At 61.8% G+C, this 14,459-nt stretch carries 13 protein-coding genes; 11 read left to right on the top strand and 2 right to left on the bottom strand.

Features of this window, described 5'->3' with window-relative positions; all coding sequences use genetic code 11:
• Positions 1-44: 44 nt before the first annotated feature.
• Positions 45-647 (bottom strand): tRNA-(ms[2]io[6]A)-hydroxylase, encoded by a 603-nt coding sequence (locus FFS12_RS03855; RefSeq protein ID WP_137817133.1) that lies wholly within the window; start codon positions 645-647, stop codon positions 45-47.
• A 168-nt stretch (positions 648-815) separates the two neighbouring features.
• Between FFS12_RS03855 and FFS12_RS03850 the strand changes: the two genes are divergently transcribed.
• The 4 genes from FFS12_RS03850 to FFS12_RS03835 all read left to right on the top strand — a co-directional run bounded on the left by FFS12_RS03850 (position 816) and on the right by FFS12_RS03835 (position 4,293).
• Positions 816-1,679, top strand: coding sequence for a universal stress protein (locus FFS12_RS03850; RefSeq protein WP_137885598.1), 864 nt, complete (start codon positions 816-818; stop codon positions 1,677-1,679).
• A gap of 654 nt (positions 1,680-2,333) precedes the next feature.
• Positions 2,334-3,257 (top strand): universal stress protein, encoded by a 924-nt coding sequence (locus tag FFS12_RS03845; RefSeq protein WP_137885597.1) that lies wholly within the window; start codon positions 2,334-2,336, stop codon positions 3,255-3,257.
• 162 nt (positions 3,258-3,419) lie between these two features.
• The gene (locus tag FFS12_RS03840) at positions 3,420-3,926 is read left to right on the top strand and encodes a universal stress protein (protein WP_137885596.1); all 507 of its coding nucleotides are present in this window, start codon (positions 3,420-3,422) and stop codon (positions 3,924-3,926) included.
• The gene (locus FFS12_RS03835; RefSeq protein WP_171011803.1) at positions 3,886-4,293 is read left to right on the top strand and encodes a universal stress protein; all 408 of its coding nucleotides are present in this window, start codon (positions 3,886-3,888) and stop codon (positions 4,291-4,293) included. Before FFS12_RS03840 ends, FFS12_RS03835 begins: the two co-directional genes overlap by 41 nt.
• Before the next feature lie 40 nt (positions 4,294-4,333).
• Here the strand turns inward: FFS12_RS03835 and FFS12_RS03830 are convergent, their stop codons facing one another.
• On the bottom strand, positions 4,334-4,810 hold the full coding sequence (locus tag FFS12_RS03830) for a DUF1289 domain-containing protein (protein ID WP_137885594.1): 477 nt from the start codon (positions 4,808-4,810) through the stop codon (positions 4,334-4,336).
• Positions 4,811-5,215: 405 nt separating this feature from the next.
• Between FFS12_RS03830 and acnB the strand changes: the two genes are divergently transcribed.
• From acnB to FFS12_RS03795, 7 genes are all read left to right on the top strand, one after another.
• The gene (gene acnB, locus FFS12_RS03825; RefSeq protein WP_137885835.1) at positions 5,216-7,816 is read left to right on the top strand and encodes a bifunctional aconitate hydratase 2/2-methylisocitrate dehydratase; all 2,601 of its coding nucleotides are present in this window, start codon (positions 5,216-5,218) and stop codon (positions 7,814-7,816) included.
• A 138-nt stretch (positions 7,817-7,954) separates the two neighbouring features.
• Positions 7,955-8,164, top strand: coding sequence for a YgdI/YgdR family lipoprotein (locus tag FFS12_RS03820; RefSeq protein ID WP_137817136.1), 210 nt, complete (start codon positions 7,955-7,957; stop codon positions 8,162-8,164).
• Between the two features lie 208 nt (positions 8,165-8,372).
• Positions 8,373-9,587: a CmpA/NrtA family ABC transporter substrate-binding protein gene (locus FFS12_RS03815; protein WP_137885593.1), complete on the top strand. Its 1,215-nt coding sequence runs from the start codon at positions 8,373-8,375 to the stop codon at positions 9,585-9,587.
• Positions 9,588-9,606: 19 nt separating this feature from the next.
• Positions 9,607-10,185, top strand: coding sequence for an ANTAR domain-containing response regulator (locus FFS12_RS03810; protein ID WP_137885592.1), 579 nt, complete (start codon positions 9,607-9,609; stop codon positions 10,183-10,185).
• A 166-nt stretch (positions 10,186-10,351) separates the two neighbouring features.
• Positions 10,352-11,584, top strand: a complete 1,233-nt coding sequence (alaC, locus tag FFS12_RS03805) for an alanine transaminase (protein WP_137885591.1) — start codon at positions 10,352-10,354, stop codon at positions 11,582-11,584.
• Positions 11,585-12,011: 427 nt separating this feature from the next.
• On the top strand, positions 12,012-13,400 hold the full coding sequence (locus FFS12_RS03800) for a CmpA/NrtA family ABC transporter substrate-binding protein (RefSeq protein ID WP_137885590.1): 1,389 nt from the start codon (positions 12,012-12,014) through the stop codon (positions 13,398-13,400).
• A gap of 59 nt (positions 13,401-13,459) precedes the next feature.
• Positions 13,460-14,449 (top strand): ABC transporter permease, encoded by a 990-nt coding sequence (locus FFS12_RS03795; protein WP_137885589.1) that lies wholly within the window; start codon positions 13,460-13,462, stop codon positions 14,447-14,449.
• Positions 14,450-14,459: the final 10 nt, after the last annotated feature.

The following is a 14,459-nucleotide window of genomic DNA, read 5'->3' as shown; positions in this document are numbered from 1 at the left end:
AACGAAAAAAGCGCCTGATCAGGCGCTTTTTTCTTGCCTATGAATCAGGCCGCGGCGCCGCTATGGAAGCGAAACTCGCTGTCCGGCGTCAGAATCGCCTCACGCTCGATTTCCGCAAAGAAGGCCACGCGCGCCTCAATCGACGCCCCGGCATAGTCCTGGGCCAGCTTCAGATAGCCTTGGTAATGCCGCGCCTCCGACTTCAGCAGCGAGCGATAGAACTTCCCCAACTCCTCATCGAGATGCGGCGCCAGACGGGAAAAGCGCTCGCAGGAGCGCGCCTCGATAAAGGCGCCAACGATCAGCGTATCAATCAACTTATGCGGTTCAGAACTGCGCATGTGCTTGTGCAAACGCTGGGCATAGAGCGCTGCGCTGATTGGACGATAGGGAATTGCGCGTTTTTTCATCAGCGCGGCGACCTGCTCGAAATGCCGCAGTTCCTCACGGGCCAATCGCGACATTTTGTATTGCAAATCGGCCTTTTCGATGTAGCGAAACATCAGCGTGATCGCCGTTGAGGCGGCCTTTTTCTCGCAGTTGGCGTGATCAATCAGCAGTACATCCTGATTCTGCAAAGCCTGGGCAATCCAGGCATCCGGCGTCGGGCAAAGCAGGAAAGAGTCAATTTCGGGGAGCGAGTGCATGATCTCACAGGGCGTCATTTCGACGCTGGCAGGCAGGCCTAGGGCGGGCCATTATACGAATGCAGGCGAAGACGACCAGTCGAGCGTTCGATATGAGTCATGAACATCGACTGCAGCCGGCAACTATAGTGGTTTAAGACATTCGCAATCACTCGCGGGGAGACGACCATGCAAGCCATTCGCAGCATTCTGGTGATAATTGAGCCTGAGCAACCGGAAGGTCTCGCGCTGAAACGGGCCAAGCTGATCGCTGGAGTGACTCAGTCGCACCTGCACCTGCTGATCTGCGACAAAAAGCACGATCACTCGGCCTTCCTCACCGACCTCAGCAGCACGCTGCAGCAGGAGGGTTACAGCGTTTCCAGCCAACAGGCCTGGCACGACAACCTGCATCAGACCATCATCACCACGCAGCAGGCCGAAGGCTGCGGCCTGGTGATCAAGCAACACCGCCCGGACAACCCACTGAAGAAGGCCCTGCTCACCCCGGATGACTGGAAGCTGCTGCGCTACTGCCCGGGCCCGGTCTTGATGGTGAAAACCGACAAACCCTGGGCCGGCGGCATCATCCTCGCCGCCGTCGATGTCGGCAACGCCGATGGCGAGCACCGCACGCTGCACGCCAGCATCATCAACCACGCCTATGAGATCGCCGGCTTGGCCAAAGCGAGCCTGCACGTGATCAGCGCCCATCCCTCGCCCATGCTCTCAGCCGCCGACCCGGTGTTCCAACTCAAGGAAACCATTGAGGCGCGCTACCGTGAGCAGTGCAAAGCCTTTCAGGCCGAGTACGACTTCAGCGACGAGCAATTGCACATAGAAGAAGGCCCGGCCGATGTGCTGATCCCGTTCATGGCCCACAAGCTCAACGCCGCGGTCACGGTGATCGGCACCGTAGCGCGCAGCGGCCTTTCCGGCGCGCTGATCGGCAACACCGCCGAGGTGGTGCTGGACACCCTGGAAAGCGATGTCTTGGTGCTGAAGCCCGATGCGATCATCGCCCATCTGGAAGAGCTGGTCGCACAGCGCTGAGCCCGTCGGCGGGTGCCTAGGCGCCCGCCCTGCCATATAACCATCTCCCACACGCTTAGACATAAATCGACTGACTCAGGCGACCAACTACCTGGCGTAAAACCAAACAGCCACCAGACTGACCCATTGAGTTGAGCGAGCAAGATCTGTTGTCCCTTGAACAGAAACGCTCGCCGGAGAGCACCTCGATGAATACCCCGATGGTCGAGGCATTCGTGTGGGTGTATTGCTTGAGCGGGCGGAGAGGCGCATGCAGGCGCGGCATTGAGGGCGGTAGACGCTAGCGTGCATCCTTTACCAGCAGCGCAACCCGCACGAAGTGGCGCAGCTCCTCCGGCAATTCGACCTTCTCAATTTAGATGCAGTGGAACAACAGCGCCAACGCTGTGGAGGCAGCTTTCGCAGTTGCATGAGCGATCAGCAGCAGTTCCGTGGTCATCAATGCCAGCTCGATTCAGGCGTCAACAATCGAACCGAGCAGGAGGAGTCGATTTCGGCTGTCGCGTGCATGATGTCGGTGGGTGAGCTTCCGGCTGAAAGACGGAGCGGCAAGGGTTGGCAACGAATGCGCCCTACCCGCCCGCAGGGATATAAGCCAACAGCGCTTGTGCCTCCGTCCACCTGAAAACCGTACTCGCACGCGGGAAGACACTCATGCATACCATCCGTAACACCTTGGTGGTGGTGGATTCGCAGCAGCCTGAGGATCTGATTCTGAACAGAGCCAAAATGATTGCCAGCGCCACCCAGTCGCACCTGCATCTGCTGGCCTGCGACAAGCGACTCAACCATTCCTCCTACCTGAACGACATGCGCGGCGCCCTGGAAAAGGAGGGCTTTAGCGTCAGCGCCCAACAGGCCTGGCATGAGAGTCCGCACAAGACCATCATCGCCGCGCAGCAGGCGGAGGGCTGCGGCCTGGTGATCAAGCAGCACCTGCCCGACCACCCGCTGGCGAAGCCCCTCATCACCCCCGAGGACTGGAAGCTGCTGCGCTATTGCCCCAGCCCGGTGCTGATAGTGAAAACCGCCACGCCCTGGACCGGCGGCACCATTCTCACGGCTGTCGACGTGGGCAACAGCGATATCGAACACCGCGTCCTGCATGCCGGCATCGTCAGCCACGGCTACGACATCGCCCAGCTGGCTGGCGGCACTCTGCACATGATGAGCGCCCACCCCTATCCCATGCTCTCGGCGCCCGACCCCGCCTTCCAGCTCAAGGAGAGCATCCAGGCTTTCTATCGCGAACAGTGCAAGACGTTCCAGGCCGAATTCAACATCAGCGCCGAACACCTGCATATCGAGGAAGGTTCGGCCGATGTGCTGATCCCGCACATCGCGCACAAGCTCAAGGCCGTGCTTACAGTGATCGGTAACGTGGCCCGTACCGGCCTGTCCGGCGCACTGATCGGCAACACCGCCGAGATGATTCTGGACACCCTGGAGAGCGACGTCCTGGTGCTCAAACCGGACGACATCATCAACCACCTGGAAGAACTGGCCGCTCCACCACCGAGCCCATCGGCGGAAGCCTCGTTATCCTCCTGGCCATATAACCATCGACCACACACTTAGGCACAAATCGATTGCCCCAGCCAACCAACCGCCTTGACCAATCGCCACAGGCCTACCATGCAGATTCACTAAGCGAGCAAGACCTGCTGTCCTTTTAATCAGCCCCAAGAAGAAGGAGAGGTCAGCCCGCAATCACGCCTCCCTGAGTTGAAGGAGATTGCCATGCGCTCGATTCAGAACATCCTGATAGTGATCCATCCGGAACCCGCCGCAGACTTCGCCCTCGGGCGCGGCAAACAACTCGCCAGAGCCCTCGGCGCCGAGCTCGAGCTTTTACTCTGCGACCCGCACCAAGCACATGGCGAGTACCTCGACCGACTGCTGGCCGAGCTGCGCCGGGAAGGCTTGCGCGCTCGTGGCGAGCTGGCGAAGGTGGAACCGAAGCATGCCTGCGCCGCCATTCTCGCTGCCCAACAGCGGCACGGCTGCGATCTGGTGATCAAGCAGCACCACCCCGATTCCCGGTTCAGGAAACTCCTCTCGCCTCCAGACGACTGGCAGTTGTCGCGCCAGCTAGCGGTACCCCTGCTGCTGGTCAAGAGCGAGCGCCCCTGGACGGGCGGCACCATCCTCGCGAGCATGGATGTCGACCACCAGGACGAGCAGCATCGCGCTACAAGGCAACGTCATGAATTATGCCGTCGACCTGTGCCGGCTGTTCGAAGCTGAGCTGCATGTCGTCAGCGCCTACGCCGTCCCTGCCTTGGATCTGGCCGATCCGGCCATCCACCTCGACCAGGCCATTGCCAGCCATTGCCATGACCAATGCCAATGGTTCCAGCACGAGTACGAGCTCGCCGAGCACCGACTGCATATCGGCGAAGGGCCCGCCAAAGCCCTAATCCCGCGGGTCGCCCGCGAACAGGGGGCGGTGCTGACCATACTGGGCACGATCGCCCGCAACGGGCTCGGTGGCATCCTGGTCGGCAATACCGCCGAGGCCGTACTGGACGGACTGGAGAGCGATGTGCTGGTGTTAAAGCCCCACGAAACGCCCGCTCGGTCAGTCGAGCAGAACAGCGACAGGGTGGCCTGAGCACGGGCACGGGCCGCTGCCGTGCGGAGCGCAGCGGCCTCTAGACGCGAAACTCTAAGCCTTCGCGGAGGAATTTCGGCGCGATATAGCGCTCGTAATGCGCCTCGGACAGCAGAAAGAACTCACGATCGATGGCGTCGCGCAGCTCAGGCAGTGCCCAACCGCGAAACTCGGGCAGCAAAGTCATGCCATAGGCGTCCAGCTGGCTGATGACGCGGGCGCCACGGGCTATCAGTTGATAGGCCCAGCAATACGCCGACTGTTCGGGGACGAAGCGGATTTTGCGCTGCTCCAACTGGGCGCGCAGACGAACGGCATCGAAAACATCCAACTTCGCCGTCATGACCTGTACCAGCAGGATTTCCAGACGTCGCCAAACCGCACGCTTCTCCTCATCGTTATAGAGGTTCCAGTTCACCACCTCGTGATGGAAGCGCTTGCAGCCGCGGCACACCAGATCACCGTAAACAGTGGAGCAGAGGCCGACGCAAGGCGTCTTGATACGTTGATTGGACATGGCGTGGCGGTACGAACAGAGGGGAAACAGGCGGGCATCTTAGCCCTTTGTCTTAGTAGGGTCACCCCAGCGCATGTGGGGCTGTGTCTTAACTTTGCTGGTGTTTTCCAGTAGAATCGGCCCGCCTTTTAGGCACCAATGTCCGTTAGAAGCTGTTTTCAAAGCGTCACGAGCACAGTTAATCCGGCAGGAATCCCGTTGGCGCTGGGCACTTCGAGTCTCGAAGGTCCAGCGTCAGCCCTCATCAGACATTCCTTTCGGCGTAAAACTTTGAAAACAGCTTCTGGATGGGGCCACTGAAACCTTGGCCAAGCGGCTCAAAAAGCCGCGAAGCGCATGCGTTCGGCGGTTTCCTGGATGAACATCCCGGACAACCCTATGGGATCACTGATGAGGGTAAAAACTGTGCTTGAAGCCTATCGCAAACACATTGCAGAGCGTGCCGCTCAGGGCATCGTGCCCCAGCCGCTAAACGCCGAACAAACCGCAGGCCTGGTCGAGCTGCTGAAGAACCCGCCCGCTGGCGAGGAAGCTGTCCTCGTCGATCTGATCACCAACCGCGTGCCGCCAGGCGTGGACGAAGCCGCCTACGTCAAGGCCGGTTTCCTTTCGGCGCTGGCCAAAGGCGAAGTCAGCTCGCCGCTGCTGGATAAAAAGCGCGCCGTCGAGCTGCTCGGCACCATGCAGGGCGGTTACAACATCGTCACCCTGGTCGACCTGTTGGACGACGCCGAACTGGCCCCGGTTGCGGCCAAAGAGCTCAAGCACACCCTGCTGATGTTCGACGCCTTCCACGACGTCGCGGAAAAAGCCAAGAACGGCAACCTTCACGCCAAAGCCGTACTGCAGTCCTGGGCCGATGGCGAGTGGTTCAAGAACCGTCCGACCTTGGCCGACAAGATCAGCCTGCGCGTATTCAAGGTTACCGGCGAAACCAACACCGACGACCTGTCCCCTGCTCCGGATGCCTGGTCGCGCCCTGATATTCCGCTGCACGCCCTGGCCATGCTGAAAATGGCCCGCGACGGCATCGTGCCGGATGAGCAAGGCGCCATCGGCCCGATGAAGCAGATCGAAGCCATGCGCAACGACGGCTTCCCGATCGCCTACGTCGGTGACGTGGTCGGTACCGGTTCCTCGCGTAAATCGGCGACCAACTCGGTACTGTGGTTCTTCGGCGACGACGTGCCTTATGTCCCGAACAAGCGCTCCGGCGGCTTCTGCTTCGGCAGCAAAATTGCCCCGATCTTCTACAACACCATGGAAGATGCCGGCGCACTGCCGATCGAGTTCGACGTTACCCAGATGAACATGGGCGACGTGATCGACCTTTACCCTCACGCGGGTAAAGTCACCAAGCACAACAGCGACGAAGTCCTGGCCACCTTCGAAATGAAGACCCCGGTGCTGCTCGACGAAGTCCGTGCTGGCGGCCGTATCCCGCTGATCATCGGCCGTGGCCTGACCGAGAAGGCGCGCGCCGAACTGGGTCTGCCGTCTTCCGATCTGTTCAAAAAGCCTGAGCAACCGGCTGAAAGCACCAAGGGTTTCACCCTGGCGCAGAAGATGGTCGGCAAGGCGTGCGGCGTCGCTGGCGTTCGCCCAGGTACCTACTGCGAACCGAAGATGACCACCGTCGGCTCCCAGGACACCACTGGCCCGATGACCCGTGACGAGCTGAAAGACCTGGCGTGCCTGGGCTTCTCCACCGATCTGGTGATGCAGTCGTTCTGCCACACCGCGGCCTATCCGAAGCCGATCGACGTCACCACCCACCACACCCTGCCCGACTTCATCATGACCCGCGGCGGCGTGTCCCTGCGTCCGGGCGACGGCATCATCCACAGCTGGCTGAACCGCATGCTGCTGCCGGACACCGTCGGCACCGGTGGCGACTCGCACACCCGTTTCCCGATGGGCATCTCGTTCCCGGCCGGTTCCGGTCTAGTCGCCTTCGCCGCCGCCACTGGCGTTATGCCACTGGACATGCCGGAATCGATCCTGGTGCGCTTCAAAGGCAAAATGCAACCGGGCGTCACCCTGCGTGACCTGGTGCATGCCATTCCTTACTACGCGATCCAGGCTGGCCTGCTGACCGTCGAGAAGAAAGGCAAGAAGAACGCCTTCTCCGGCCGCATCCTGGAAATCGAAGGCCTGGACAACCTGAGCATCGAGCAAGCGTTCGAGCTGTCCGACGCCTCCGCCGAACGTTCGGCTGCCGGTTGCACCATCAAGCTGTCGAAAGAGTCGATCACCGAGTACCTGAGCTCCAACATCACCCTGCTGCGCTGGATGATCGGCGAAGGCTACGGCGATGCGCGCACTCTGGAACGTCGCGCTCAAGCGATGGAAGCCTGGATCGCCAACCCGGAGCTGATGGTTGCAGATGCTGACGCCGAATACGCCGAAGTCATCGAAATCGACCTGACCGACATCAAAGAGCCGGTGCTCTGCGCGCCGAACGATCCGGACGACGCCCGTCTGCTCTCCAGCGTGGCTGGCGAGAAGATCGACGAAGTGTTCATCGGCTCCTGCATGACCAACATCGGTCACTTCCGCGCGGCCGGCAAGTTGCTGGATCAGGTCAAGGGCCAGCTGCCAACCCGTCTGTGGCTGTCGCCGCCGACCAAGATGGACGCACACCAGCTGACCGAAGAAGGCTACTACGGCATCTACGGCAAGGCTGGCGCGCGCATGGAAATGCCGGGCTGCTCGCTGTGCATGGGCAACCAGGCACGCGTTGAAGCGAATTCCACCGTGGTCTCGACTTCGACCCGTAACTTCCCGAACCGTCTGGGCGATGGCGCCAACGTCTACCTGGCTTCGGCCGAGCTGGCGTCGGTGGCTTCGATCCTCGGTCGCCTGCCGACCGTCGAGGAGTACATGGAGTACGCCGGTAAAATCGACAGCATGGCTGCCGACGTTTACCGCTACCTCTCCTTCGACCAGATCGCCGAGTTCCGTGAAGCTGCTGCGAACGCCAATATCCCGGTCGTTCAAGCCTAACGGCATAGCGTCAAGAAGAGCCCCGCCCAGTGCGGGGCTTTTTCTTTTCAATAGCACCTTGCGGGCGCGGCTAGAGCAGCTATTTTCCTGATTAGGGGCGGCCCCGTGCGGAGCGCTCCAACCTTCAGGAGTAGCCAAATGAAGCACTGGATTCTCGCTGCAGTCTGCCTAGTAGCCCTGAGTGGCTGTGCCAGTGAATACCTTATTTCCACCGTCGATGGTCAACTGCTGACCACCTACGACAAGCCCGAACTCGACAAAGATACCGGCATGCTGGAGTTCGAGGATAGCGAAGGCCGCGAACAGCACATCCCGCAGTCCCAGGTGAAACAAATCATCGAACGCTGAGGCCAGTCGTTTCTCAATCCAAACCCCGCTTCGGCGGGGTTTTGTTTTTCTTGTCTGGAGCAACTGCTGGCATATGGCTTGCTTGGAGTTCATCAGCAGAACTCTCTCCAACGGCGGAGTCAGTTCATAGACAATGGCGTCGCTTCCGGCTACCAACCTCTGGAGTAGCTGGAGCGGCGCTTTTTTGTTCAACGGCGGAACAAAACACATGACCGATAGCAGCAGTACACGCACAGACAACCTGGCCTGGGTCGCCGGCTCGGATGCCCCGGAAAAGAGCGCACTGGACCTGGGCTTCATGGCCCTGACCGACTCCGCCTCGCTGATAGTCGCGGCCACCCAGGGCTTCGCCCAGCCCTACGGCCTGACCCTCAACCTGCAGCGTCAGGCCTCCTGGGCGACCCTGCGCGACAAGCTGCTGAGCGGCGAGCTCGACGCCGCCCAGGCCCTCTATGGCCAGGTCTACGGCATCCACCTCGGTCTCAGCGGCCCGGCCACCGACATGGCCATCCTCATGGGCCTGTGCCAGAACGGCCAGGCGATCAATCTTTCCGAGCCGCTCAAACAGGCCGGCGTGACAACTGCCGAAGCACTGGCCGCGCGGGTGCGCCAAAGCGGTGCAAAACTCACCTTCGCGCAGACCTTCCCCACCGGCACCCACGCCATGTGGCTCAACTACTGGCTGGCCAGCCACGGCATCCATCCGCTGGAGGATGTGCACAGCGTCGTCGTGCCCCCCTCGCAGATGGTCACCCATCTCAAGGCCGGGCGAATCGACGGTTTCTGCGCCGGCGGCCCCTGGGGCGCACTGGCGGTGGAGGAAGGCCAGGGCTTCACCCTCGCCACCAGTCAGATGATCTGGGCCGATCACCCGGAGAAAGTCCTCGGCGTCACCCGTGAATTTGTCGAGCGCTACCCCAACACCGCCCGGGCGCTGACCATGGCCGTACTGGAAGCCAGCCGCTTCATCGACGCGAGCGACGAGAACAAGCGCAGCACCGCGCAGTTGATCAGCGGCAGCGAGTACGTCGACGCCCCGCTCTCGGCGCTCCAGCCGCGCCTTCTCGGCCAGTACCAGGACGGCCTCGGCCATGCCTGGCAGGACAAACACCCGCTGCGTTTCTTCGCCGATGGTAAAGTGAGCATGCCGTATCTCTCGGACGGCCTGTGGTTTATGACCCAGTTCCGCCGCTGGGGGCTGTTGCGTGATGACCCTGACTACCTCGGCATCGCCCAACAGATCCATCAGCTCGAACTGTACCGCGAGGCCGCCAGCGCCCTGGGTATCGCCGTGCCGGCCACCCCCATGCGCAGCGCCACCTTGCTCGATGGCAAAGTCTGGGACGGCTCCGACCCGGCCACCTATGCGCGCAGCTTTGCCCTGCATGCCCTGGCCGATGCGCCACAATCGCTAGCCCTTTAAGCCAGAGGATGACCTCCCTATGCTGCGAATCCTCCTGATCAACGACACCCCGAAGAAAGTCGGCCGACTCAGAGCCGCCCTGATTGAGGCCGGCTTCGACGTCATCGACGAGTCCGGGCTGACCATCGACCTGCCCGAGCGCGTCGAAGCCGTGCGCCCCGACGTGATCCTGATCGACACCGAGTCCCCCGGCCGTGACGTGATGGAGCAAGTGGTGTTGGTCACTCGCGACCAGCCGCGGCCCATCGTCATGTTCACCGACGAGCACGACCCCGGCGTGATGCGCCAAGCCATCCAATCGGGGGTCAGCGCCTACATAGTCGAAGGCATCCAGGCCCAGCGCCTGCAACCGATTCTCGACGTCGCCATGGCCCGCTTCGAGAGCGACCAGGCGCTGCGTGCGCAACTACAGGCCCGCGATGCCCAACTGGCCGAGCGCAAGCGCATCGAGCTGGCCAAAGGCATGCTGATGAAGATGAAAAGTTGCAACGAGGAAGAGGCCTATACCCTGATGCGCCGCCAGGCCATGAGCCGGCAGCAGAAACTGATCCAGGTGGCCGAACAGATCATCGCCATGAGCGAACTGCTGGGCCCCTGAGCCCCAGCAAGGTGGATGAGGACTTTTTCATCCACCTTGCTGCCAGCGGCCGCGGCGAAGATTCCTCTCGACAGCCGCCGGTCGCCCCGCTTATCTTCGCCTCCTGGCCAGCGCACTGGCCAACGTCGCTCGGACGGTTCCGGGCGCTTACGTCTTCGAGGAAAGCATGGCTGACCAAGCTTCGCGCCGCTTTGCGCGCATCGATCGTCTCCCCCCTTACGTTTTCAATATCACCGCCGAGCTGAAGATGGCCGCCCGCCGTCGTGGCGAGGACATCATCGACTTCAGCATGGGCAACCCCGACGGCGCCACCCCGCCGCACATAGTCGAGAAGCTGGTGCAGGTCGCCCAGCGCGAAGACACCCACGGCTACTCCACCTCCAAAGGCATCCCGCGTCTGCGCCGGGCCATCGCGCGCTGGTATAAGGAACGCTACGCGGTCGAGATCGACCCGGAAAGCGAAGCCATAGTCACCATCGGCTCCAAGGAAGGCCTGGCGCACCTGATGCTCGCCACCCTCGATCATGGTGACACCGTGCTGGTGCCCAACCCGAGCTACCCGATCCATATCTACGGCGCGGTGATCGCCGGCGCCCAGGTGCGCTCGGTGCCGCTGGTGCCGGGCGTGGACTTCTTCGCCGAGCTGGAACGGGCCATTCGCGAATCGATCCCGAAGCCGAAGATGATGATCCTCGGCTTCCCCTCCAACCCCACCGCGCAGTGCGTGGAGCTGGACTTCTTCGAGCGGGTGGTGGCCCTGGCCAAGCAGTACGACGTGCTGGTGATCCACGACCTGGCCTACGCCGACATCGTCTACGACGGCTGGAAAGCCCCCTCGATCATGCAGGTGCCGGGCGCCAAGGACATCGCCGTGGAGTTCTTCACCCTGTCCAAGAGCTACAACATGGCCGGCTGGCGCATCGGTTTCATGGTCGGCAATCAAGAACTCGTGAGCGCCCTGGCACGGATCAAGAGCTACCACGACTACGGCACCTTCACCCCGCTGCAGGTGGCCGCCATCGCCGCCCTGGAAGGCGATCAGCAATGCGTGCGTGATATCGCCGAGCAGTACAAGCAGCGCCGCGACGCCATGGTCAAAGGCCTGCACGAGGCCGGCTGGATGGTGGAGAACCCGAAAGCCTCGATGTACATCTGGGCCAAGATTCCCGAGCCCTACGCCCAGCTCGGCTCGCTGGAGTTCGCCAAGAAGCTGCTGGCCGAGGCCAAGGTCTGCGTCTCGCCCGGCATCGGCTTCGGCGATTACGGCGACGACCATGTGCGCTTCGCCCTGATCGAGAACCAGGATCGCATCCGTCAGGCCGTGCGCGGTATCAAGGCGATGTTCCGCGCCGACGGCCTGCTGGAGCCCGGAAAGCCGCGCAAGCTCGCCGGCAACTGAGCCTGCCTGCCCTTCTCGGCAATCGAGAAGGGCCTACCCGCCTGCACCAATCCCGCGCCCCAACCCCAAGCAGCGGCGTTCGGTGCACGCCAATGGGCCGCCCTGAGGCCCGGACTTATACCGGCCCGCAGGCGCTCACGAGGTTTTTCCAACCCTGGCCACGACCATGCAAACGCCTGCCAAGTCATTGATTTAAAAGCCAACTTACCAGGCTATCGAGGCAGCCGCGGGCTAGCCGGCAACCCGTATCCGGGTGGCTCAACGCAAAACCTGGCAAGCCCCTTGCAATTACCCCCTCAGCACCCGTCTTCAGATCGCCAACGGCGGTGATCAGGACGAATAGACAAAGACGTCAAAGGCACCCTGCCCCTTCCGGGCGGAGCTGTCTGCGACGTCTTTTTTCGTTTCTGACACATGAGGGATCACCATGAGTACCACTCGCAATCGCCGTAACCTGATTAAAAAAGCCCTGACTGGCCTGAGCTGCGCCGCCGTCTTGCTGCTCTCGCCGCTGAGCACGCAGATCGCCCTGGCTGCCAACCCGGAGAAGGAAGAGTTGAAGCTCGGCTTTATCAAGCTGACCGACATGGCGCCGCTGGCCATTGCCTATGAAAAAGGCTTCTTCGAAGACGAAGGCCTGTTCGTTACCCTGGAAGCCCAGGCCAACTGGAAGGTGCTGCTGGACCGGGTGATCACCGGCGAGCTGGACGGCGCCCATATGCTCGCCGGTCAACCGCTGGGAGCGACCATCGGCTTCGGCACCAAGGCCGAGGTCGTCACCGCCTTCTCCATGGACCTCAACGGCAACGGCATCACCCTGTCCAATGCGGTCTGGGAGGAAATGAAGAAGCACGTGCCGATGGAGAACGGCAAGCCGCTACACCCGATCAAGGCCGATGCGCTCAAGCCGGTGATCGACCAGTACAAGGCCAAGGGCAAGCCCTTCAACCTCGGCATGGTCTTCCCGGTTTCCACCCACAACTATGAGCTGCGCTACTGGCTGGCCGCCGGCGGTATCAACCCGGGCTACTACGCGCCGGCCAAGGGCGACATCACCGGCACCCTCAACGCCGACGCCCTGCTCTCGGTGACCCCGCCGCCGCAGATGCCGGCCACCCTCGAGGCTGGCACCATCAACGGCTATAGCGTGGGCGAACCCTGGAACCAGGCCGCCGTGTTCAAGGGCATCGGCGTACCGGTGATCACCGATTACGAAATCTGGAAAAACAACCCGGAAAAGGTCTTCGGTGTCTCCAAGACCTGGGCCGACGCCAACCCGGAAACCCACAAGCGTCTGATCAAGGCGCTGATCCGCGCCGGCATGTGGCTGGATGCGAACAACAACGCCAACCGCCAGGAAGCCGTGGAGATCCTCTCGCGCCCCGAGTACGTCGGTGCCGACGCCAAGGTGATCGCCAACTCGATGACCGGCACCTTCGAGTACGAGAAGGGTGACAAGCGTGAAGTCCCCGACTTCAACGTGTTCTTCCGCCACAACGCCACCTACCCCTACTACTCCGACGCCATCTGGTACCTGACCCAAATGCGCCGCTGGGGCCAGGTCGGCGAAGCCAAGCCGGACAGCTGGTACTTCGACGTGGCCAAGCAGGTCTACCTGCCAGACGTCTACAAGACCGCCGCCGCCGAGCTGGTCAAGGAAGGCAAGGCCAAGGCCGAGGATTTCCCGCCGGCCAGCGAAGAAGGCTTCCGCGCGCCGAGCAACGAGTTCATCGATGGCCTCACCTATGACGGGCGCAAACCGAACGCGTACATCAACCAGTTCAAGATTGGTCTGAAACCCGACTCCGTGCTGTAACGCAGCAACTGCCCAGGGAGCCGGACACGCCGGCTCCCCTCTGCTCCGAGGACAAGACGATGAGCAACCCCGCCGTCGCCCAGCCCATCCAAGACACCCTGAAATCCGCCCGCAGTGCTGCCATCAAGCGTTGGTTGCCCAGCGTGCTGATGCCCGTGATCGGCATCCTCGCCTTTCTGCTGTTCTGGCAGATGATTGCCGGCAGCATCGACACCAGCCTCGGTAAATTCCCCGGCCCGACCCAGGTAGCCAGCCAGTTCGGCACCCTGGTGGATGAGCACCTGGGCGAACAGAGAAAAGCCGATGCCTTCTTCGAACGTCAAGAACTACGCAACGCCGAGAAATTGGCCCAGGATCCCGAAGCCAAGGTCAGCATCCGCCCCTACACCGGCAAGCCGACCTTCTTCAAACAGATCTTCACCAGCCTCTACACCGTGCTGACCGGCTTCCTCATCGCCTCGTTGGTCGCCATCCCGCTGGGCATCGTCTGCGGCCTGAGCAAGCCGATCTACAGCGCAGTCAACCCGCTGATTCAGATATTCAAGCCGGTTTCGCCGCTGGCCTGGCTGCCACTGGTGACCATGGTGGTCAGCGCCGTCTACACCAGCAGCGACCCGCTGCTGGCCAAATCCTTCATCACCTCGGCGGTTACCGTGGCGCTGTGCTGCCTGTGGCCGACCGTGATCAACACCACCGTGGGGGTGGCCAACATCGACAAGGACCTGCAGAACGTCAGCCGCGTGCTCAGCCTGTCGCCACTCAGCCATGTACGCCGCATCGTCCTGCCGGCCGCTATCCCGATGATCTTCACCGGCCTGCGCCTGTCGCTGGCCACCGGCTGGATGGTGCTGATCGCCGCCGAGATGCTGGCGCAGAACCCGGGCCTGGGGAAATTCATCTGGGACGAGTTCCAGAACGGCAGCTCCAACTCGCTGGGGCGGATCATGGTCGCCGTGATTGTCATTGGCCTGATCGGCTTCGTCCTCGACCGTCTCATGCTCATGCTCCAGCGCCACGTCAGCTGGGATAAGAACGCAGACCTGCGCTAAGCGACCATTA

The sequence above is a fragment of the Pseudomonas sp. 2FE genome, assembly GCF_005503735.1.
Taxonomy (GTDB): Bacteria; Pseudomonadota; Gammaproteobacteria; order Pseudomonadales; family Pseudomonadaceae; genus Aquipseudomonas.
This window is presented reverse-complemented; position numbering and strand designations above follow the sequence as displayed.